Here is a 23,676-nt window from a genome sequence, read left to right on the forward strand (position 1 = left end):
CCCACTCTTCATGAGAACGCTTAGTCATATTAACTCCTGATATCATAGTCAGGGGTTAACATAAGGGATCGATGAACACGGTTGAAGATGTACTTGCTCGGACGGTTACACATAAGGGATCGATGAACACGGTTGAAGATGTACTTGCTCGGACGGTTACGTTATTGTGGCGATATCGAATAGAACAAAGTATGAGCAGGCATGGTAATTGCCGGGATAACGCGCCAATGGAGCGATTTTTTAGCAGTTTTAAAACAGAATGGATGCCAAGAGCGGGCTTTACGTCATTTGATGAAGCGAATAGAACGATAAGCCACTACATTGTTAGATATTACAATCAAGTCAGACCACATCAGTATAACGGTGGTTTGACACCAATGGAGTCTGAGCGGTTATTTGAGAAAGACTCCAAGTCCGTGGCCAAAATTAGTTGACCACTTCAGTCCTTTCCGCACTTGTGACAGGCAGTTTTGTTACATTTACTCTCTACTGTAAGTATCATACTTCCTTTGTAATCCGTGTGTTGAGAGGTTACCCTAAGTGATTTAATATCCAGAAAAAGGGTAAATAAATAGACTAATTAGCTCTTTCCTCCGAAATATTGCTCCTAGCATCTTTGGGTAATACATTACTCTCACGATATGCCTTCATTACCCTTTCACCATAAACCCCATCCAACACACCGACTATGCCGTCATTGCGCTCCGGAGCACCGAGATCTAAAATTTGGATCTGTTTAACCTTCTGATAACTAGCATCCATAGGAAAATTATTGAGTTCGGCGCAGCTCACTTGTGTGAGCATGGCCAATAGGCAAACATGTTTAACGCCTAAGTTAGTATTGAACTTTTTCATACACTCATTCCCCCTTAGCTTAAAGTGAGTGTCCATATTTCTGTTGAGTTCCCGTATCATCGACTTTTGCATCATTAAGAATGGCTTCATAGGGAGTTTCACTCCGCTCAGCATCTTGCTTTTTGTGTGACATTTTACCTAAAAGGTAAAATTCTATATCAGATGGCAACACAAAATCATCGGTGGGTAGCGAGATATGTTTTCTATTGAAGGGCCTTACCAGTCTTGGGGTCACCAGAATAACCAGTTCACTCTGGCCACTCTTGAAGCTTTTACTAGTAAACAGTTGACCTAAGATAGGGATATCTCCTAGACCTGGTAATTTGTCTATGTTTTCCTGTAAGGTATCGCTGATGAGACCACTGACCGCGATAGTCTGGCCATCGGCAAGCTCCACCGTCGTTGATGTGGTTCTCTTGATGAGAGACGGAATTATCAAACTCGCACTAGATCCCGAGTTGGATAAAGACACTGCATTGGCATTGCTCACCTCACTCACAATAACGTTGAGGTTTAAATTTATTTTTCCTGAATCTAACACTGTAGGTACAAACCTAACTCCGACACCATAATCACGATATTGAATTGTCGTCGAACCATTAGTTCCAGGAACAGGGATCGGATATTCGCCACCTGATAGAAATTCAGCAGACTGTCCGCTCAAGGCTGTAAGATTGGGCTCGGCCAATACCTTAGCTAAGCCATTTTGTTTGGCAACATCTAAGGCAAAATCTATTAATAAGTTACTATTAATATATTGTGAAAAGTACCCACTATTACCGATCGCAGACCCAGGATCTAAGTTGGACGATCCACCTCTACCTATTGCTCCAATAGAGAAGTTAGTTCCTCTATCCAATATAAAAAACTTAGATTCAAATTGACGGGCGACGCTTTTTTGAACTTCTGCAATTACAACTTCTAGCATAACTTGATGAGCACCACCAACAGTCATCATATTTAATACTGTACTCTTGATCTTAGACACTGATGCTGCGGCAGTGTAGGCCTTAGCAAGCTCAACGGCAGTGTTCATTTTTTGCAAGTTTGATGCTTGCCCACTTATCAGGAGCTGTCCCTGTGAAGTTTGTACACCTAACTTTTCATCAGGTAATAATTCATGTAGACGTAATTTAAGCCCGTTAAGGTCATGGGTGATCTCGATGTCGATCACATCAACTAGCCGTTCGTTTTTATCCCAGATCATGATATTCGTACTGCCCAGTTTTTTACCTAACACATAAAGTTCATTGTTCGGCAGTAATTTGATATCACCTATATTGGGATTCCCCACTGAGACACGGTAGACAGGTTTCTCAAGGTTTAATACCCTAGATTTGAATATAGGAATCAACATAATATCTTTGTTCACCCCTATGGGCCCACCAGATTTTGCTGCAAAACTTATAAAAAACAAAGCCAAACAACATGCAAAGATCTCAGTATATTTTGATGTTAAATGCAGCACAGAACACTCCTTAATGAATGAATGCATGAATAACTATCTACACCTAATTACTTACCCTAACAACCTGCTCTTTCATTCCCTTGATAAGGTATACATCTGAATAAACAACACGAACTTCCTTCTTTATCGGAGGCTTCACTATGCTGCTCACAACCTCCTCCTCTCCCAATTCTTTTTGATTAATAGAGACTAGTTCAACTTTGGCAGAGTCATTGGGATTTCTTAATGCCAATTGCAGTTTTCCACGCCCCTTAGCTATCAGTAATACTTTCGCTTGTTCAAGATCCAGCTCGAGAGTCACAGCCCTCACTAACTTAGGTTTATTTTCATCATTTGATGAATGTTGATCTATTGCGAGAATTTTAATATTATCCAATACTATCTCCGTATGTAAGGTTCCATCTTTTTTAAATAAATTCAGTACATCGACTCGATTACCCGGTAAAAGAAAACCAGCTACCCCAACGACATCATTGACCCTGATAGTCACCGCCCGCATGTTAGGACTGATTAAACTCGCTAATGTACTGCCCTCTCCCTTCTTGATAATCCGCTCACTGCGCAGTATTTCCCCAGTATAAAGATTGTGTTTAACCACCATACCCTCGGCATCCTTGAAAGTTTTAATGGCGGTTTCTGGGATCACTGAATTAGGCATCGGCATCAACTTCAAATTCTGTCGTTTCAGTATCGCCCCTTGAGGAATTACGGCCGCCATAGTGATAACTGCAGATGTAGCCTCAGAGCTGCTAGATTTACTATTAGACTCGAGCCAATTTCTGGCTAAAAAAACAGCTAGCACACCGAAGGCTAGCGATATCAAGACGAATAAAAAGGTTTTATTGTTCATCGAAACCTCCTTTGCACATATTTAGCTGAACAGTAAAGACTATACAAAATAGATAGACCAAGCTTCAGCGATCAAGGTCTTAGTTACCAAAGGTTTCAGCTCCATAAAACTGATTTGATCTGCCATAATCCTTAACAGATCTCTTGGATAACAAGGGATCAAAGGCTTATCTAATAAATGATGATAATCATTTATTAGATGTTTAAACATCTCTTCACTGCAACTGAGCCTCTGTTCTTCACATACTTGGAACCAGATTTTTCTATACAATGCCTCATCGAGTGCATCGAAACGGATCTTATATCCGAGACGTCTCAAAAAAGCGTCATCAACCAGTTCATTAGGATTAAGGTTAGTAGAGAATAGTAAAATTAACTCGAAGGGGAGTTCAAAATGTTCACCGGACTGCATGGACAGAAAGTCACGCCGTTCCTCCATAGGAATGATCCAACGATTGAAAAGTTGCTTAACACTGATGCGTTGACGCCCTAGATCATCCAATAATAGGATGCCATTATTGGCTTTAAGCTGAATGGGTGCCATGTAAGTTCGACTATGACTATCAAATTGCACCTCTAGCATCTCAGCTGTAAGCTCTCCGCCAGTGATCCTCAATGGCCTTTTACATTCGATCCAACGTGGATCATGTCCTTGTACCAAGTCCAATTGGTTTGACTCAATATTATTACCTACAGCATGGTGAAGTTTTGGGTCATATACCTGAATAACTTCTGTACCAATGGCGATCGAGTAGGGAATTAGCACAGAGTCGCCTAAAATGGCATTAAGGTTTCGACAAAGGTAGCTTTTACCCGTGCCAGACGGTCCATAGATCAACACTGGTCTATTTGAATTGAGCGCAGGTCCGATTTTATGTAATAGGTCATCAGGCAAAATCAATGCCTTCAGAGAGTCCTGTAACATATTAAGTGTAACGGGGTTTTTTCTACTGGACTGCATACGGCAGATGGTTGAATATTGAGCTAATGGCACAGGAACTAAGCCAAGATAGCCACTCTTTATAGTGGCTTGCTTCGCATATCTTTCGCCAGCTTCACTAAGAGAATAGCGCATCTGCTCATTTTCTGTTGATTGCCGATTTTCAACCAAGGCTAAGCCTTTAGCCTTGTCGAATAGCTCCTGAATAATCCCCCCTGTGACCCCCATTTTATTGACGAGTTGAAACTTGGTCAGTACCCCACCTCTCGAGAGGTGTTTCAGCATCAACTCGAGTAAAAAAAATTCTTTAATTCCTGTATCTTCAATAGAGATCGGACGGGGAGCAAGTTTATTGCTATTTGTAGAGGAGTTATCTGTGCTTAAACGTAGCATGTTTTATCAACCTATGTAGTCTAATAACGACGTATGTAAGTTTAGTTTAGTTGAGTTGAGTTGAGTTGAGCTCAGTTAACATACTATGTAGTACCCGGAGCTAAATATATATTCCAATTGAAATACAATTCAGATATATCACTGTCTAAGGAGCAGGCCCATAACCAGCCAAGTCCGAGAGCGGGTGCATAAGGCACACGTAACCCAGCAGCTTCACCGGGTTCAGGTTTAAAATAAGTACGAAGATAGAAACAATCCCAATACCGCTTCAACGTTTTAGCCAAGCCAGTAAAACCTGTCTTCCATATAATAAACAGCAAACTGGTTCCCGTTCCGGCACAGAAACTGTACATCAGGCTATAAATGAGAAGCTCTGGCCCCATCAAGGCACCAATGCCCATCATCAGTTTTATATCTCCAGCACCGAGTATACGGAATAAAAACGTAGGGAGCAGGATGATAAATGCCAATGCAAAGCCGAGTAATGCCATTAATACCCCTTCCAGCTGAGCATAATAGGTGTTAATGACAAACCCGGAAACAATTACTAATAAGCAAAGTTTATTGGGGATCTTCTCTTTATAGATATCGATGACAATCGCAGCAATGAAAGCTGCTCCAGCTAGCAAGAGCTGCGATGACAGCTGAGACTCAGTTATAATCGACACTATAGGGCGTCACTCCCAAAGATGAAAACCCATGAAACTATGTGTTCTATCCGTTAAGCTCCACAGTCGGCACTGGCTCCATCCACCGCTGACGCGAGACACTCAATCTTCGATGTAGCATTCGTTCCTAATAGATTAAAAGCCGCAATCATGCCACCAACGACCAAACCTCCAGCGATGGCATACTCAACAGCCGTGAGTCCACTCTCATCTGCCATAAAATCTGAAAAAAATTTTTTAATTTTCATAATTTGCTTCTCCTAGTCACCCAAGCATCTGAAATACAACGTTTGTGCTAATAATCTTTAGCAATATATAAGCACTCCATCTAAGACATACAAGTCTGCAAAACGTGCACACTAACTATTAGTGTAGTACCGACTAAACATAAGCACTAAATTTAAATTAAAAAAGTAGCAAAGCCCCCAGAAAGTGTTATCTATCATCAGTGTTCCAGTTGAAAGATATTGTGTCTAACAAATTCCTTGATTTTCATTCTGTTTCTGGTCCGTACGCCCTCATATCACCTTTTTAGATCTATTTTTCAAATAAAAATGGAGCTTCTACAAACGTTATTTTATCGGGATAAGGCGAGACACTTCACGATCTCGATCCCCCCACACCACCCAGCATACGGATGGTTCAGACAGTTAAGTTGATGATGACATGACAAGACCTATAGAGATCAACTACTTCTTAGACAGAGCGTTGTTCACTGCCTCTGTTGCACTAAGTAACTACACTGAAGTAGTCGAACTTTTTTGGTGATATTTGATTCACGTTATGGTGCAAAAACAATGTGATATTTTCTTCCTATATTCCCTAACACCTCAAAGAGACTTTCCCTCAAAGCTTCAATTGACTCATAAGCAGAAAAGGGTAACCACTCATATTTGATTTTTAGCCACACTATTTCAATTCAGGTTAATAAGGGGACATGGGGACATGGGGACATGGGGACAATCGTTAAGCCTAGCTCGCTCCATTTCCCCATTTGAACCCTAAATTCTTTACTTCTGTGGGTGAAAGCATTATCCACGATCATTGTTGTCGCCGCTTTAGCTTACTTGCAAAATCATTAATACAAGCGACGACAACAGCTGTAGTGACAGAGCCTTCCACAACAAAGGATTTAAAATAGCAATTTCTATGAACAAACCCAAGCATATTGAGCTGCTTACTTCTTGATAATTGGATTTCAATTACCTCGTCAACCAGTTACCAAGCGTAAGAAATATAAGGCATTAATGATAAACCAGATTCATCGAAGTAATATAAATCCAATTAATTGTTTTCCTCCTGTAATATCAATGACTCTTCTTGATTTTTAGAACGTTGGAATGAGGTTTTATTTCTCTTTGAGCGCAAAGGCTTGCGTATACGCTTCCAGATAAGTCTAGCCTTGTTTGCAAAGACGTTTAATATAGGACTTACGCATTGACAGAAGCTTGAAAACTTGGGTTTAGGCAAGACTTCCCTTTCGACAATATTTCGATAAAAGAAGCGACCACATCTTTATAAAGATCACGCTGATGCTTGTCAATATTACATCTCATCTTAGCAGCCTGCATTTTATTTAAATGAACAAAACTATAAATTTCTGCAACTATATGATTTCTTATTGGTTGCTCATTTCGCACTTGAAAATGTTCAATATAACAAACTTGCTTAATTGCACGGTGATATTGTTCTATTTGCCAATGATGGTCATGTATATTAACAAAATCTTTATTTAGCAGTAGGTTAAGATTCCCTGTAGGTAAGTGGACAATATAATGTCGTTGCTGGTATTTTAGCCGCGTCCGAAAAAGTGTCACTTAACCAAAATCCTTTAACCAAACTTCGAGGCCATCTTCTGGGACTTCTAACGCCTGAACTTGCTCCCATTTTCCTTTTTGAATCGATACTCTTCGGTTGCTTTCAACTGCAAACATAAAACCTGTCTGGTGCTTTCTTACCTTCTTCAGATTTAGAACACAGCTGTACCAAGAGTCACCGTGACGAAGGTTGGCATTAACCCCCATAACAGCACTTCATCAAGCATGTCTTGGAAATAGTCATTTTTAGTTTTGCTATCAGATTTGTCATAAATACGATAATTCACTGGCATATGTTTACCATCAGGATCCGTGTAATACTACGTGATCAGGTTAATCCCTTTAACCACCCTATGATGCTTATCTGACCAAAAGTGCCCTGTATTTACTATATGACTTATCAAGAACAGTATCATCAACACTGAGTGTACTACATTGAAAATTAACATTATTTACAACTTCATTAAAAATGATCAAATGGTTCGAAAGATTCTCTTTGGAGAAAACGATTAACGCTGTGATGTGAAATACCGATAACCTCTGATAGACGAGTACAGGTAGAATATTTAGGATCTGAAATCAAAAAACCCATATACATAGGCAAGTTACATCGTGCTGTTGATGGTCGAGTCATACTTCTATCATTTGAGGTAAAATATATTAATTTTTTTTAATGATCATTGATTTCATAAACTTGTCAATGCGTAAGTCCTGTCAGGGCAAATAAAACCTATAGGCCATTTCCAATTAAAAAGAGCTTCAATACATTGCTCTTCAGTGCCATAGTTTTTAAACAATGCTAATAAACTGGCTCTTCCGGTTAATCAGTACCTGCCCCCTGAAATAGTATGTGATACTCTCAACATTTTAGAGTATATGTCGACTCCCTGTACACGACATTTTCTTGTTCACCATATGAACAGCTCAATCTTTTTGGGCTGAATCGGTCTTGGGATGAGTAAATTCAAACAACGGTTAATGGTTTTTATAACACGGCATGAGCCGATGGATATTTGCTGCAATAAATCTAATCCGTGTCGAAATAAGCTCTTTTCGAGCCTCCCGTATTTTTTCGTTTTGACCCCATCGCCTTGTTCGCGGCGCCATTCCCCCATTTTGTGAGCCCAACAGTATGCAATTGATAGAACAGCAACCATTTTACTCACTCGTTCTCGCTCGGTAATTCGGGTGTCCTCGAAATTAAATCCACGCCCTTTTAAGCATTCAAATAGTGTTTCAATTTCCCAGCGCTTCAAATAAACTTCAATGCTATCAGGTAAAAAATGGTTTGTAGCGATAATAAGCAATTCTCCATCTAACAAACGTTTAGCGGCTAAATAAACCTTTTTATTCCAGAGGATGCGGGCCCCTGCTAAGGATTGTGTTTGGCCTGCTTTTAAATGAAAAAATAACCCATGAATATCAACTTCTAATCCTCGGCTATTGGTCGTGATTTCATTCTTCTTGAGCCTGATAATAAAAGGAAGCTCTTCCTCGTTAAGCCAACCGAACCAATCGCCACCAATAAACTCTCTGTCTGCAAGTCAATCTTTGATCCGCTCTTTACCAAAAATACTCATGAATCGACTGACAAGCTCAATGCGCTCCGCAGTATTTGAATTCCCTTTTTTATTGAGCATTGACCAGCACACAGAGATAACTCTTCCTTTGTAACATATACCAAGCATCAGTATATTGATGTTTAAATTGCCATATTTCCAGTTTGTTCTATCCATGGTTAAGTACCAATGGGCTTTTTCATTGAAAAAGAGTCCCACAATAAATCTTGCTAATTCATCGTAGAAAAAGTTGTATGATGAAAAAAACGTTGGAGTCTACGATAATTTGATTCAGGTTTTGCAGTATCCCTCATTGCATTGGCAATTTGTTTTAGGTTGACCGTCCTTACAGCAAACAGTGACATCAAGAAATGAGATAACAAGGTGATCCTAGGCTTGTTCCAAGATAAAAAAGTATTTAAAATAGATGACAACTTGCTGATAGATTTCATAATTTCATTTTACAATTGTTTTTATCGAAAATATTATAAACAAATTAAGCGTATTTATCAGCAAGTTACTTTAATTCTGTTTGGTCGTTATTCTTCGTTTTGTCGTGTACAGGGATTTAATTTATATTAAACTTGATATTTGCATAATCACTCTAAATTCTACTTTAAGTTAGATTAATAATGTTAATGGTTTTGCCAAATACTTTAGATTTAAAAAGTTAACCTTTTTAAAATCTAAAACGGCTAATTATATCATTAGCCGTTTACATTTGATTAACCTCTTGGTTGGATCGTTAATGGTTCTAAATCAACAGTGGCGTTGTTACTGGCCCCTTTATGATTAGTATAAGTTTGATTTTCAAAAATAGTATAGAATACATCTAAGTAATCATCATCATTTGTCCACCAAGAGTCTGGCATCGCTTGAATTATCGCATTGGTCAGTTGCGGGATGATGGCGTAACCCTGTACCGTTGGATCGGGGATTAATCGCAGCACTGCTGTCGCCGCTTCTAAAATGGCACTAGCAAGGTTTTTATAATTGGTATTGTCATCATTCTCCATAAGCACAATATCAACAGCCTGCCAACGATAATTTTCCCACTGTACGACAATTTGATTAGGCGAGTAATTGGTGTCAGCTTCATCTAAATAAGGAAACTCTAGAATATCGAGTTGGGGGGCAATATCCGTATTTTCAGGGCTAATACCTGATACGATCGCATAAACTTCAGCATCACCCGATATCCAAGACTCTTCCACATTTTTAAGCTTGATATTTTTAACTACCGTCGTAGAAAGTGGCTCATCAACCATTGTCGAAAAATCAGTACGTAATATATTTTTATCTAGATTGACGTTAGCAGCATTAAACACTGAATGCATGGTTTCAATGCCTTCTTTTAGTGTTTGCTCGCCATTGAGTTCAATAATGAAGACAGGACGTGTTGGCAATACGTGCGCATCGAGTAAATGAATGTTGCCGGCTTCATCAAATGCTTCAATGTAGGTCCATTGAGTGTCATTCCCTTCTGGAGCATAAGCAAATAGCGGGGACTGCCCTGCTTGCCATTGGGTTAACATGTTAGCATTGGCTAATCGTAAATCGATGATATTAGTATTATGCTGAGTTATGCCTTTTAATTGTCGTATGCCTTGATTAAGCTTTCTAATATTTGAATCTGTTTGCTTGTCTAAATAGATAAATTTTTCAAGATTAACACTTAATTGATATTGATTAACTTGCGTTTTTAAATGGTGTCCATACGTTTTATAGTTTACTGCGAGCTCTTGTGTAATGGATCTTTTTTTATGAGCAACGGATGTTGATAAGGTCTCAGCACTAGCTTGATTTAAAAGAAGTTCTTTTGATTCTTCTGCAACAACAAATTGAAATGGCGTAGAAAAAAAACCTATCGAAGCTAACGTCAGCGTTAAAGTGGGTATCAGTTTCATGTTATTCCTTTGCATGTTATTTTTAAATATTTGAGGTTTGCCTATATTCCAACGTTTTCATATAACTCTTACCCCGTATAAAAACAAACAAGCCATAATTATATATCAGCTTGCCTGCATATAAACAATGCGACCTTTTTACTAGATTATTTGAATTTTTATTTAAATTAACTGAATTGTTTAAACCATTTAAATAATATTCCCAGTCTATTGATAGAGTTAGTGTCTATACTCTATTTCATGTTTTAAAGCTCAACTTTTAAGATCCTTTTGAGAAGTATAAATAAAATCATTTCTGATCCACAGGAGATTTATTTTGCCTACTCATCATCAAAAAAATAAATTGTCTCTTGTCACAGTGGGTTCATTCCATTGCCCCGGATGTAACAATAGGTTTAGTTATGGTCGCGGCATACCTGACTTAGCTTGGAATGCCGCAGGGCTTATTTATACTGACGGTACCTGGGGTATTGAAGGTGGAACAAGTGTTTCTGTTCCATAAATAGCGGTATTTTGTGTGTTAATTGATCAACATTTAACTGAGAAAGGTATGGATTATATTGGCCATTTGAACCCGTGATTATATCAAATCGACGATAAGAATGCCTTTAATGACATCGTGCCGACGACACTGGGTACGGTGTTGGCGGGTGAGCAAGTGAATACCTAGATGATGGTGTTGCCTATGGGAGTTGGGTTACCCTACCACGAAAGGCTGGGACATGCCCACGGGCTTTGGTTCTCCAAAAGGTAAGAGTTTTTTGGATGCATTGGTCAAAGTGATGTCCGAAAGTAATCACTAATAAAAGTTAATATCATATTATCGCAATTGACTATTAATACAAAGGTGCCACATGATTAATATGTGGCATCATGCTCGGACAATAGATTGTCAATCGCTTGATCAAAACTGTCTAATTGATGTTTTTGCATATAATGTCTGAGTTTAAAAATAATGTCATTACTCAGTTCAATATGTGACTTCTTCTGACGTTTTTTAATTTGAGATAACTCTTTACGCACCATTCGCCAACCCAAGTCACTAAAGTAATCATTGAGTAACTGATTGACTTCTTTAAGCGGTGTACTAATGTCTTCAGACACTTTCCGTTGCTGGACTAACTGAGTCAATAAGGGCTCTAAGGTAAAGTAAGCCTCACGTTGACGGATTTCTCCTGCTGCAGAGCTATGCTGATTATTCACCTTTTCCGTAAACCATGTTGGTTTCAATAATATTGCTTTCGGTTGAATGAGTCGATAGACGAGGGGTAAGGCTAAATGTAATTCATCTTCTTGTAGTAATACTAATCTCCGCCCTGCTTTCGGTGTTTCTCCTTGGTATTGCCACTTATGTATCATCTTCATGCTTATTATTATTATGGTATAACCATGCTATATAATAACGAAACATTCTACAAGCAATAACGTCATTATTATTGATAACAATCAAATAATAGCCAGATGACTTATATTACGCTAAGCATCTAACCATTATATGATTGAACCCACTTTAATCATTCTAACGTTGATAAAACGCGACCCTAGCCAGTACAGTTTTCATCATCATTGCGCCATACTCCCCACTCTCCAGTGGTACCCGGCTCTTCTCCTTGAGTCCACCAATGCGCTTGCCAAGTACAGTTTTGATAAGTGACTACATCACCTTGTTGGTAAATAGTATCATGGGCATAATTTGTTGAGTCATCCTCACCTTCATTATCTGAGGGACCATCGCTTTCACTGCAATTGGTATCAGCAGTACGCCATACTCCCCATTCTCCTGTGGTACCCGGCTCTTCACCTTGGGTCCACCACTGTGCTTCCCAATTACACTGTTGATAAGTCACTGTATCACCAACAACGTAAACATTATCGATATTCCACGTATCACTGTTTTCTGGATCATCGGAGTCTTTAATCAATGACAGTTGATAGCTGGGGTTTGCAGATTGAGCAAAAACCTTATTAGCATTAATATTTTGAGAATCAAACATATAATGCTGCATCTCCTCACTCCATATCCCGATATACCATTTACCTTCTTTGCTTTCATTGAACTGCCCTGCTAATACTGCTGGCCATGTATTTAGATTGGCATCGGTAATGACCTGTTGAATATCAGTAGTTTCATCGCCTTTTTTGTTGAAAGTACGTAGTCGCACAGTATCACCGACTTCGACACCACTAAAATCAGTACTGATAAAATAATCTAATGCAACAAGTGGATTTTCAATTGGCTCATCTGGATCCGTCGGCTCAGTCGGTTCGCCGTTGTCGTTAAATGTGATATCACTGCAGTTATAAAATCCCTCACCAGCGGAGTCATCACGTTGCCAACGAGTATATAAAATAGCATCTCCAGTACGGCCTTCAGGGACGGTAACATTGATCTTATACTGCTTACTATTATTGACTGAGATATTACCGGCGGTATCTATTAGTGTTAAATCATTCCAAGTTAACGGTGTTGATGGATCATAATTTTCATTGGTTAAATAAAACTCCCAAAACGAGGGGTTATGCGGTGCAGTTGCTGTAAAAACAAGTTCAAACTGGTTATTATCATCTAAGGATACTGCCGTTTTTTGCCAATATTGAGAAGTGATATCAAGTCCTGCTTTTTCACTGTCTCCTGCAGCACACAAACTACCATCAGAAACGATTGCTTTAACGGATTCTAAATGATTAAAATTAGTGACATTGGCTGCGACTTCATTTCGTTGTGTAAATGGATAAGCACCTGATACATCATAAGCTGCTTGGCAAGCTTGATTAGGAATTGAATTATTCCAAAGACCGCCATCATTGTAACAAGTATTTTGACGAGCACTAGGGAATTCTACCCATCCATGTCCTTGAGCAATATTGCTCATTAAAATGGAAGGCAAGAAAACAATAGAGGTCAGCGTAGATAATGTAAGTTTCATGGTTATTCCTTAATATATATGAACCATTAAAAATGGGGTAAATGTAAAAATCTCATTATTTTTAATTTATTGTGGTCGTTCTCCATACCCCCCACTCACCCGTTTCTCCCGGCTCCTCACCTTGAGTCCACCACTGAGCTTCCCAAGTTTTCCCACCATAACTCACTGTTTCGTTAAGTATATATACTTGGGTGTTAGACCATGTATCTGGATCATCGGATGTTCCAGAATTACCATCATCACCATTGTTTGTTGTACAGTCGTCCGTACTACGCCACACGCCCCATTCCCCGGCTGTGCTCGGCTCTTCACCTTGAGTCCACCACTGTGCTTCCCAAGTTTGGCCAGCATAAGTCACCTTTTCATTGGCAGTATAAACATCGTTGCTAGACCAGATCGCAGCGGTGCATTCTGATGTTTCTTCACTAGTAACAGTGATTATTCTTGATAAAGAGGTAACGGCTTGCCATTGATCCTCAACGGTGTAAGTCAGTGTATATCTGCCCTCTAATCCAGTTTTCACTTCGCCTTGCATACTGATTTTATCGGTTAAATTTCCTTCTTGTGAGTCTGTCGCACTTACCCCATTAATAGGATCAAAATCACTGCCTAAGGAGATTGTAAGATCATCAATACCCGTGAGCACAGGCGCATCGTTATAAACCGTAATGGTGCGTTCAGTTTCTAATTTATTATCATCACTGTCTGTAACAGCGTAATAAACAGTGTATTGACCTTCTTCACTTATATCGACAGTCCCTGATGTTGTAATGCTGCTGGTAATATCTCTACCTTGACTATCGAATGCACTGACTCCCTCTAATAGATCAAAGTTTTCTCCTTGCTGGACACGTTTATCGTATATACCAGAAAACGTTAATTGATCAGAATGTCCTTGTTCATCTAAAATAAACGAAGCATAATCAGTTACAAATTGATTGTTATAGTTTTGACCACTGACATTTTTACCTATATCCCAATTAACAGACCAGCCCATAATTCCTCTTAGCGCATGACCATCATTACTGAGTTTAGTGAAAGCATCATAGAGATCTTGTGGGTTGGACACATAACCATTAGCAGCGCTATCAATATTGCTTGGTAAACCAAACACGAGTTTGTCATGAGATATTTGAATAAAACCATTGCTGCCATTAATCAATGAATCCGCAATATGATAAATAAAATCAGATTTTACTGTATCATCATTTTGAGCAAGCCAACCGACTCCATCGACCCAGATACCATCACCACCTTGGTTATAGAACTGAGGATTAATGAAATCATAATAACCTTCCAATTGTTCGATGTAAGTTACATAAGCTCCCCCTTCACGTAAGTAAGGAAATTCAGGTGCCATGGTGATCATGAAGTTTAAGCCTTGATCTTGATAATGTTTCTTTACTTGTATCAAGGCGGCTGGAATAACGCTTGCGTTATCACCAGCACTGATAGCAGATTGCTCTAAATCAATATCAATACCATCAAAACCATAAGTCTCAATTAAAGTAATAATTTCATTAGCTAACGCTATTTCATCACCACTGTTCATTTCAATATGCGCATCTGCTCCACCAAGAGAAAGTAAAACGCTTTTGCCTTGCTCATTGAGATCAGCGATTTGTTGTATAAATTCAGATTGGGTGATGTTTAAATCAGGGCTCAGTTCAAATGTGGGAATACTGCTACTTGCATCATCATTTACTCTCATAAATGATACACTGATCACATTGTAATCATTGTGAACGTCAGTTAAAGCAATACAAGGAGCGATACCTTGTTGGTATCCTTGACTGTTACACCAGTTATGCCAATAACCCATCATAATATGACCGGTTTGTTCAGGCATAATATGATTACTTGCTTGGGTATTAAATGATGCAGCCACAAGGCACACAAGCATGGTTTGTTTTATATTCATCTATCATCTTCCTATTTAGAATTATTTTTATTCTTGACATTAATATGAATAAAGATATTAAAATAATAACGATTAAGCTATTTTCACCTTTACATAATGGCAATAATGCAAGCATTAATATTATCAATAGATATTATTTAAAAAATTTTTATATACATCACAATTTTTAAAATAGTAAATATTTACACCTGTATTATCATTGTTATTGCTGAACCCTTGCTGATCATTATCATTTATTTACCATTAACAATGATTAATATAAAGTTATGACTAAGAAACAACTTTTATTATAGTTTATTATTTAAAGAGAAAAGAGCAGTAATTATATCGATTAAGTGTGTTGAGGGAAGTTGAATAGGTATGATGGTTTGATATACAATGTCAGGTGTTATTAATATCTGAGTTGTACATTGATGATTTCATTATACTGATATGAGAGTTTAAATAATTAATCCCCTATTTCAACTCTCATTCAAAGAACACAATTTATTGTTGAGTTAACATTAAAGTGTTTTTAGCCAATTAGTATCGAAGGTTTGGCCGCCAGAGTATAGCGAATATGTCCATCTATGAGAACTCGCTTTCCATCCAAAGATATCATTTGATGTGAAATAAATTCGTTCATTGACCACATAACTCCAAACATTAAACTTAAAATCTCCAGTAACGTTATTTGGGGAGCCAAACCAAATGGCCTCCGATGAATATTGCACACCATTAGCAGAAATAGACGGAATGGATGCCAATTTAGCTTTCTGAAATACCTTTTGACTGACCCAATCACCAATGGATTTATATTTATTTAAATGATAGTCCCAATCAGCATCATAACCTGTATCCGATGTGGTGGTGGTTGTCCAATCACTTAAGTTAGTACTTTGAGATTGACTGGTGGAATAACTGATGGAGCCTCCTAAGGAGGGTTTTTCGGCCACCTTAGCATCCACTGTATAACTCATTCCTGAAGAAGTGGATACACTAGTCGAGCCATTCTGATTTTCTGGCGTTCTTCTAAATAAAATCATACCTGCCGCACTAGCTTGCTCGACATTAATTTCGGGCCTTACTTGCTTTAAAAAGTAGCCTCGACTGGAGCTTGAATTACTGGTTAAGGTAGGGTTGGCGCTACCATAAGGACTGACAAAAATACTAGTACCTAAATCAGTGCGATAGGCAGAGTAAGAGTAACCATGGATAACATTAATTTTAGCACTACCATCATCATAACTGTAAACTGCATTGGTAATGATAGCAGAGAAACATAATTGTTCTTCTTTAGCTTCTGAAGGACAAGGATAGCCAATTTGACCGCCAGAAGAGGAAGTACTTGTTTGCATCAATGTGGTTGATGGCGTTAATAAGATATTTATTTGTTCTGTTATTTGATTTAATGCCTGTTCTCTTTGATAATCAATCATATCGTCGAATGACTGTGGTAATACAGCAGGGTTTTCTTCATATTGACTATTAATCGGACTGTATATAATCGGTTCTTCTGCTTTTTTAGTGGCTTCTTGTATACTATATTCAATAATAGACTCTTGGGTGCCGAAGGTGACAATTTTATCGGGTGTTCCTGTACCTGGTTTAACAACAACCACTTCAGCATCAAAAGTCATTGGAAAACTGGTGAGCTTACGGTTAGCCATATTTTCAAAAACCAGTAATTTTTTTTGCTTAATCGCTTCGGTAATATAAGCGTTTAATTCATCATTGGTTTCGGTCATGTCTTTTAAATTAGCGTAAACAATATCAGCAGATGAAATTTGTTTTTTTATACTATCTTCAACGGTTTGAACACTGACTTGTGTATTAGCATTCAGATCTGATGCCGTTAAGTTAGTCGTGACATTATTTGCTATTGAAATATTATTATTTTGTTTTAGAGCATCGGTCACAAATGTCTGACTCGTGCCTATTTGTAAAATATTTTTATTAATAAGGGGGGTTTGAGTATCATCAGCATAAGTGTTTTGGGTAAATAAAAGTATGCTAACAGCCAGAGCGAACATTTTTCTTGTATGTATCAAGTTCATCTTTAACTCCATTTTATAATTATAATTAAAATCATGTATATTATGTAGTGTTGATTAACTCATTAATGACAGACACCTCCTTAAGCTTATTTTATTACTATTTTGTTATTTATAGAGTTGTGTTTTCGTTCATAGTTATTATTGATATTGTATTAACTGCTAACAACAGTATCAGTATTAAATTTTTTTAATGTCATACGAACAATTAAAAAAATGATTGATTTTAATCATTTTTTTAAAAACAAAGTGATTAATCTAATATTTTTGTTTTTTCAATTGATTAAAGTATCGAAACAACAATAATTTAAAAAAAATGAATCTGTAACAAAATATGTCAAAACAACTACAAATTAATACAAATATTAATTTGAAATGTAATCACAGATCTATTTGTGTCAATACATGTTATGCATTGTAATGTTATGCAGTATTTCCGTAAGTTGTAGATAATGATACTCGCAAAATGTGTTGCCATAAAATAGGTTCAATGAAATAATCCTTGAATCCTTGTTTAAAATATTCCCCTAATTAATAAGTGATATTGTCTGTGCAGAATAGTATGTAGATTGATAAAATAAAGGGGTTATGGATTCAAAATCACTTTAATCGGGATCATCTCCTCTTTATGGTAAGCGATATATTATAGGATATTAACTTAATATGACTCGCTTATACTTTAGCCTGAAATTTTCAATAATTTCTTTTCGAACATAACATCAACATAAAATATCAATAGGTTCTAATGATCATTATCCTTAAGCTTAGTTTATTGAGAATAAATAAAGGCGGTGAATAAAATAGAAACACACAAATAAAGTGGTCAACCACTTTATTTGTGAAGTAATAAGTGAGTCATGATGACTAGAAAGTAAAGATGTTAAGATCGTATTATTTTCCTCCAATATTAAAATGGTTCCTCACTAAATTGTTATTTACCCGCCCAATAGAATGTTTAACCACCTTATTGGTTTTGAGGGCTTTGGCATTCTAAGGTAAAAATAAGATATTCTAACACGCCTAAATGTGGTTATATTTTAACCGCTTTCGTGGGCGTATTAGACTACTAATTAACGATATTAATGACCCTGAAAATAGTCCGTGTAAATATTTATGCACTTAAAAAACCAGTATTTTTCAGCCTAGGCTAACTAAAAAGGAACATGGAAAATATAATATACCCACTCTACCAGTGATAATGACAATTATCACTGGTAGAGAAAGCTTAATATGCTATAATATTGTCTAATATATAGACGCTTTTATGTTCTAAAATAATAGATTAGTCTTTATATTCTCTTTTTACTGACACTTTTTATTCACAAGATCCTATTGAGTAAGACTTAATGAAAACGCCTATCGAACATATTTATTCATCTATTGACAAAGGAGACTCTTCTACTCAACTGGTCACATCTCAAGAAAAATTTTATAAAGAATCGGATCTCCCACTGTCGATATTAGATGATTACCAAAGTGCTGCGTTAGAAACCCTCTATGAAATATCGGATAACACTCGCCGTATTTATCTATCCAGTTTTTCTATTTTCGAGCAATATTGCCAGCAACATGGATTAAATGCCCTGCCTGCCGATCCACGTACGGTGATTTCTTTTATTGGTCAGCAAAAAGAAACGATCCAATCTTCAACAGGAAAACAGCTCTCTAAGCAAACATTAACAACCCGATTAGCCGCGATTCGCTTCTATCATATACAAGCAGGTTTTCACTCTCCTAGCGAGCATCCTTTAGTGATCCGAGTTATGCGTGGATTAAGTCGCAATCAACATAGGCAAACAACAGAATATGATCAACAACCCATCATGTATGATGAATTAGAGCTGCTGCTTCAAGTTATAGACAAACAACCCCAATTGCTCACTCGGGTTAGAGATAAAGCCATTTTACAATTGGGTCTACAAGGGGGGTTTCGTCGCTCAGAACTTGCGAGTATCGAAGTGGGCCATATTGCATTTTTACGCGATAAACTAAAAGTCCGCTTACCTTATTCTAAGAGTAATCAACAAGGTCAAAAAGAATGGAAAGTATTACCAAAATCAGAAACATTTTCAGCTTATGATGCAGTAAAGGAGTGGATAGCACTAGCTAAGATAGAAAGTGGGCACTTGTTTCGATCACTATCAAGAGATGGGCAATATTTAAGGCCTTATCAAGTACAAGATAAATATGCTCAAACTCCGATTTCTCATCGCCAATCTGGTTTTTTACGTGGGGATGATATCTATCAAGTGATCAAGAAGTATTGCAACAAAGCAGGATTAAATGCAGATTTTTTTGGTGCCCATAGTTTACGCAGTGGCTGTGTAACGCAGCTCTATGAAAATGATAAAGATCATTTATACATCATGTCTAGAACCGGTCATAACGATCCACGTTCGCTCAAACATTATTTAAAACCAAAAGATTAATATATTGATTTATATGAAATTTACACGGTGGTCATTTTTGTGTTGATATCAAAAAGGCAGAGATTAATTCTCTGCCTTTTTATATTATCGATTCCTTTTTATGGCATTGATGAGGACGAGTAAACCCTTAACAGCATCTATAATATTCAATTCACACTAATGTTTTGAATATACCAACTAGACTCAATATCACTTTCTGATGCATCACCGCTGACATAAGCGGTGCCATTTCTTTCATAAAACCACAGGTAATCATTCCAACGTTGGTTCAGTAGTTTACTTTCACCAAAGTTTGTTTGTATTTCATAACTTGCATTCCGTGGTGTATCCGCTAATTTTACTTTTCCTGAAAAAGTCGCATAACTTAAGAAAAGATCGGCGTTATCTTTTACTCTAAAATAAGCGGCATTATCATCAGTCATCTCCACTTGAATAAGCGCTAATGGCGTCCCTTCTTCAACATATATCGTTGTATTATTCTCCAGTTCTCCTGAAGATAAGGTCATCGCTTCATTATTAACAGCACTGATAATATTGATTAATGTGCCTAAATCGGCTTCTTTTTCTTCCGGAATCCAATCAGCATCGGGGCTTAACCAAGTGGTTGCATTTTTCCATTTCCAATTGTAAGGGATATCCATGTGTGGATCATTCACATCTTCGTAGCCTGATTCAGCTTCAATGTTATACATGCAGGTTAATCTATCATCTTCTAACTGTTCAACTTTATCTTGTTGACTTCCAGAATCTACACCGATATCGACCATACATTGTTCTTGAGTATAATGAGGGTTTAAATCATCCAACATTGCCACATAAGTGCTATCTTGATGATCTGTTTCGTCATACCAAGACAGTGCTGAGAATGTATCGATGGCCAGCCAATTATCAACCAATGTTTGTGCTTCAACTAAAGCAACGGCCTCTCTTTCTCCTATTGGCGTTCCCATTGTTCTAAAAAATGCGGCCCATAAATCTTTACTCGCTTCCGTTGCTACAAGCGCAACGTCCTTCATATTACTGGCTTTGTAACTTTCCCATCCCGAGTCTAAGCGAGAGCCTTCATTCCAAATCACATCATCACTGCTGTAATCTAATACTTCTTTTGTATCATGAGTGTGTTGCTCAGAACCTTCAGCACATAAATAACTTTTAACTTGGTATACGGTTTCATAGTTATCATTGCTTAACCTAACGGTATGCTCGGGACTAAAAGAATCTTGAAACAAGTGAATGGCTCTTCCAAATAGAAAATATTGATAGTTAACATTTTCTTGAGCCGAATAAGCGCCACCATCCCACATTTTTATTTGCTGATCCGTTGCCATTGCGGCGTCAATGAAGTGCTGGATAAACCGTGTTTGAGAACGCGTTGCAGCATCGATTCCGCCTTGGTTTCCTAAATCATCATAACGGCGCATATAATGATCTTTTTGTAATTCAGCGGGTTCTTGAGAAACCACATCAAAGCAATTGACACTGGTCAAACTGGATGAAGTCACATTAAATCCACCCAGATCGACCCAACGTTGGCCCAATATTGCAGAATGTATAAACTGATAGGTAGACTCATAACGCGTATCACTGAGCGTTGCCCCAATTAAGCTATTTACCTCATCAAGAGCATTACTATCGAGTTGAGTATTGCGAGCAAGACCCGCTGACCAGCTACTTCTTGGATCGTCTGGATCATAGCTGATAACAGGATCATTCCCTATGACTTCAAAAGCTGACATTCGCGTCAACCATTCATGTCCCATAGGAATACCACTACCAATAAAGTCAATTGTTGCTCCACTTTGGGTAAATGCCTGCGCAGGAAAGAGTGACTGTATACTGATAAGTAATGGACATGTGATTTTTAACGCCAACTTCATCTGATGGATCCTTTATTCTAGAATGATAGCAACGCTTGATGAAAAATAATGCCCGCTGATATTGAATGAAGAAGTGGACATTGCGTTACCATCAAGTATCGAGATCAAATATGATTAAAAAGTACAGCTCGAAAACAAGACACCTAAAAGACACGCCTTGTTACAAATGATTATCATTTAGCGTAATTCTACCCATGTGGAGATAAATTGCAAACCTTTGATTAACTTATTGTTAACCTGTTCGGTGGTTTTACTGTATTTTAGAATAATCATGATGCTTTAGAGGGGAAAACAGTGGAATGATAAGTTGTTATTCAAACGATTTGATTGGTAGGATTCTGCTGACTTGTGTTTAAAAGGATAGTTGATAAATGCAACGTATTAACTCAAATCGACACTACTCACTAATATTGTAGGAACAATCACTGATCAAAATAAGTGATTATTGGTGTCGATTTGAGCCAATGCTATTTAACGACAGACTTGATTGCGGCCTTTTTTCTTTGCTTTATATAAAGCTTGATCGGCTCTTTTCAATGCTTGAGTAAATGACTCCCCCGCTATTCGCTCTGCACTACCAATAGAGATGGTAACATTAACTGTTTTGTGCTTTTTTGTTGAGCGGGTTTTACGTGTTGCTTTCGTTTGTGTTTTACGTTTCTCATCTCTGAGCACAATACTATAATCCTGAATGGCTTGTCGAACAGCCTCTAAGTGTGGGATAACAAAATGAATATTCTTACGGGGAAAAATAATCGTAAATTCCTCACCACCATAACGAAAGACCTTCCCTCCGCCGGAAACATTGAGTAATTTTGAAGCGACTAATTTTAGCACTTGATCGCCGACATCATGTCCATATGTATCATTGAATTTTTTAAAATGGTCAATATCGAGCATGGCGACACTGTACTTTCTGCCTAAAGATAATGATAAATTAAACAGGGCTCTTCTTGAAGGCAAGCCTGTTAGCTCATCGCGATAAGCGAGAAAATAGGAATCCACCAAGATTGTGATTAAATAAACAATTGAGAGAACTGACAATAATACCGACAAAGGTAACCATTGAGGTTGATAATAATGCATTATCCATATGGCGAGTGATATAAAAATAGCTGAATTAACTAGATTGGTATGCCTAATCGCATTCATACTCACGAGTAAAGAACAAATAATCAATGGAATTAAGAGTTGAAACTGTGGCTTTAAGGCAACAGTGAGCACTGATGTTATTTGTTTTTCATACTGATTAAGCATCCAAAACCAGAAAAAACCTAAACTTAAGCAAATGGAAATAGACACGAGCCTGATGACTCCATGGCTCGATAAGATCCCTCGGTCTTTCACTACCGCAAATAAACTAATGATCAAGGTACCTGCAATAAGAATGGGCTTGTCACTGATGTGATCTAATGACCAGTCAAAAAAAGCATTTTGGTGAAGCGCATAATAAGCCACAAAGAGTACCGCTAAAAAAGCAAGACGGCTACGATTAAACTGTAAAGCAATCAGCGCGGTGATCATGAGTAGCCAGTATGGAAGCGGGGAAATAATATCAGCCCATGTTTTTAAATTGGTTTGGTACCATTGAGTCAATGTTAATGCTGTTATTGTTAAGAGCACGGGTATTAATAAGTGCCTAAATCTATGATATAAAAATGTCAAACCAAACCTCTATTAAATACAAGAGAAACAATAAAATACGTTAGGGTGATTTAATAAAATCACCCCGTTCCCCTTAAAAGCGACCATAATAGACAGATCATTAAATCTATATAGGGATAATCCCAGCGGACTCATTCGTATTTCAACACCTGAGCGCTTGGGGCGAGTGTGATCTTTGCGCACCGTATTGGAAAAGCGAGCCATCATCCTTACATGAAGACTCAAACGGTTCTTTTAGTCAGTGAAGCCTAACAAGGGTAACCGTCCGAGCAAGTACATCTTCAACTGCGTTCATTGATCCCTTATTTTAACGTCTGACTATCACATCAGGAGTTAACATGACTAAACGTTCTCATGAAGAGTGGATT

The 23,676-nt window shown here is 37.7% G+C and carries 15 protein-coding genes and 4 pseudogenes; 3 read left to right on the forward strand and 16 right to left on the reverse strand.

The window, feature by feature from the left end; translation table 11 throughout:
- Positions 1-161: 161 nt before the first annotated feature.
- Positions 162-434 (forward strand): annotated as a pseudogene (locus L2764_RS19450) (integrase core domain-containing protein); the annotation flags it as partial.
- 142 nt (positions 435-576) lie between these two features.
- Here L2764_RS19450 and L2764_RS19455 read toward each other — a convergent pair.
- The 10 genes and pseudogenes from L2764_RS19455 to L2764_RS19500 all read right to left on the reverse strand — a co-directional run bounded on the left by L2764_RS19455 (position 577) and on the right by L2764_RS19500 (position 10,456).
- Entirely contained in the window at positions 577-855 is a 279-nt protein-coding gene (locus tag L2764_RS19455) for a hypothetical protein (protein ID WP_248942019.1), read from the reverse strand.
- Between the two features lie 19 nt (positions 856-874).
- On the reverse strand, positions 875-2,323 hold the full coding sequence (locus tag L2764_RS19460) for a type II and III secretion system protein family protein (protein WP_248942020.1): 1,449 nt from the start codon (positions 2,321-2,323) through the stop codon (positions 875-877).
- Between the two features lie 43 nt (positions 2,324-2,366).
- Complete coding sequence (gene cpaB, locus L2764_RS19465) at positions 2,367-3,173, reverse strand: Flp pilus assembly protein CpaB (protein ID WP_248942021.1); 807 nt, start codon at positions 3,171-3,173, stop codon at positions 2,367-2,369.
- A 39-nt stretch (positions 3,174-3,212) separates the two neighbouring features.
- Positions 3,213-4,505 (reverse strand): DUF8689 domain-containing protein, encoded by a 1,293-nt coding sequence (locus tag L2764_RS19470; protein ID WP_248942022.1) that lies wholly within the window; start codon positions 4,503-4,505, stop codon positions 3,213-3,215.
- Positions 4,506-4,588: 83 nt separating this feature from the next.
- Positions 4,589-5,173 carry an A24 family peptidase gene (locus L2764_RS19475; protein WP_248942023.1) on the reverse strand — a complete coding sequence of 195 codons (585 nt, stop codon included), beginning with the start codon at positions 5,171-5,173 and terminating at the stop codon, positions 4,589-4,591.
- Between the two features lie 53 nt (positions 5,174-5,226).
- A complete protein-coding gene (locus L2764_RS19480) occupies positions 5,227-5,421 on the reverse strand; it encodes a Flp family type IVb pilin (protein ID WP_248942024.1) in 195 nt (64 codons plus the stop codon).
- A gap of 1,182 nt (positions 5,422-6,603) precedes the next feature.
- Positions 6,604-7,624: pseudogene (locus L2764_RS19485) on the reverse strand (IS701 family transposase).
- Between the two features lie 79 nt (positions 7,625-7,703).
- Positions 7,704-7,787 (reverse strand): annotated as a pseudogene (locus tag L2764_RS28290) (transposase); the annotation flags it as partial.
- A gap of 111 nt (positions 7,788-7,898) precedes the next feature.
- Positions 7,899-8,522, reverse strand: a pseudogene (locus tag L2764_RS19495) (transposase); the annotation flags it as partial.
- A gap of 752 nt (positions 8,523-9,274) precedes the next feature.
- A complete protein-coding gene (locus L2764_RS19500; RefSeq protein WP_248942025.1) occupies positions 9,275-10,456 on the reverse strand; it encodes a DUF3103 family protein in 1,182 nt (393 codons plus the stop codon).
- A 316-nt stretch (positions 10,457-10,772) separates the two neighbouring features.
- Here L2764_RS19500 and L2764_RS19505 point away from each other — a divergent pair, with 316 nt between their 5' ends.
- Positions 10,773-10,958: a hypothetical protein gene (locus L2764_RS19505; protein ID WP_248942026.1), complete on the forward strand. Its 186-nt coding sequence runs from the start codon at positions 10,773-10,775 to the stop codon at positions 10,956-10,958.
- A gap of 356 nt (positions 10,959-11,314) precedes the next feature.
- Here L2764_RS19505 and L2764_RS19510 read toward each other — a convergent pair whose 3' ends face one another.
- From L2764_RS19510 to L2764_RS19530, 4 genes are all read right to left on the reverse strand, one after another.
- Complete coding sequence (locus tag L2764_RS19510; protein WP_248942027.1) at positions 11,315-11,821, reverse strand: hypothetical protein; 507 nt, start codon at positions 11,819-11,821, stop codon at positions 11,315-11,317.
- Between the two features lie 176 nt (positions 11,822-11,997).
- Complete coding sequence (locus tag L2764_RS19515; protein WP_248942028.1) at positions 11,998-13,383, reverse strand: lytic polysaccharide monooxygenase; 1,386 nt, start codon at positions 13,381-13,383, stop codon at positions 11,998-12,000.
- Between the two features lie 61 nt (positions 13,384-13,444).
- On the reverse strand, positions 13,445-15,304 hold the full coding sequence (locus L2764_RS19525; RefSeq protein ID WP_283107079.1) for an immunoglobulin-like domain-containing protein: 1,860 nt from the start codon (positions 15,302-15,304) through the stop codon (positions 13,445-13,447).
- A gap of 503 nt (positions 15,305-15,807) precedes the next feature.
- Complete coding sequence (locus L2764_RS19530) at positions 15,808-17,340, reverse strand: hypothetical protein (RefSeq protein WP_248942029.1); 1,533 nt, start codon at positions 17,338-17,340, stop codon at positions 15,808-15,810.
- A 1,343-nt stretch (positions 17,341-18,683) separates the two neighbouring features.
- Between L2764_RS19530 and L2764_RS19535 the strand changes: the two genes are divergently transcribed.
- The gene (locus L2764_RS19535) at positions 18,684-19,766 is read left to right on the forward strand and encodes a tyrosine-type recombinase/integrase (protein ID WP_248942030.1); all 1,083 of its coding nucleotides are present in this window, start codon (positions 18,684-18,686) and stop codon (positions 19,764-19,766) included.
- Positions 19,767-19,912: 146 nt separating this feature from the next.
- Here the strand turns inward: L2764_RS19535 and L2764_RS19540 are convergent, their stop codons facing one another.
- Together L2764_RS19540 and L2764_RS19545 are read right to left on the reverse strand one after the other, a co-directional pair.
- On the reverse strand, positions 19,913-21,643 hold the full coding sequence (locus L2764_RS19540; protein WP_248942031.1) for a hemolysin D: 1,731 nt from the start codon (positions 21,641-21,643) through the stop codon (positions 19,913-19,915).
- 471 nt (positions 21,644-22,114) lie between these two features.
- A complete protein-coding gene (locus L2764_RS19545; RefSeq protein ID WP_248942032.1) occupies positions 22,115-23,266 on the reverse strand; it encodes a GGDEF domain-containing protein in 1,152 nt (383 codons plus the stop codon).
- Between the last annotated feature and the right edge of the window lie 410 nt (positions 23,267-23,676).

The sequence above is a fragment of the Shewanella surugensis genome, from assembly GCF_023284005.1.
GTDB lineage: Bacteria > Pseudomonadota > Gammaproteobacteria > Enterobacterales > Shewanellaceae > Shewanella > Shewanella surugensis.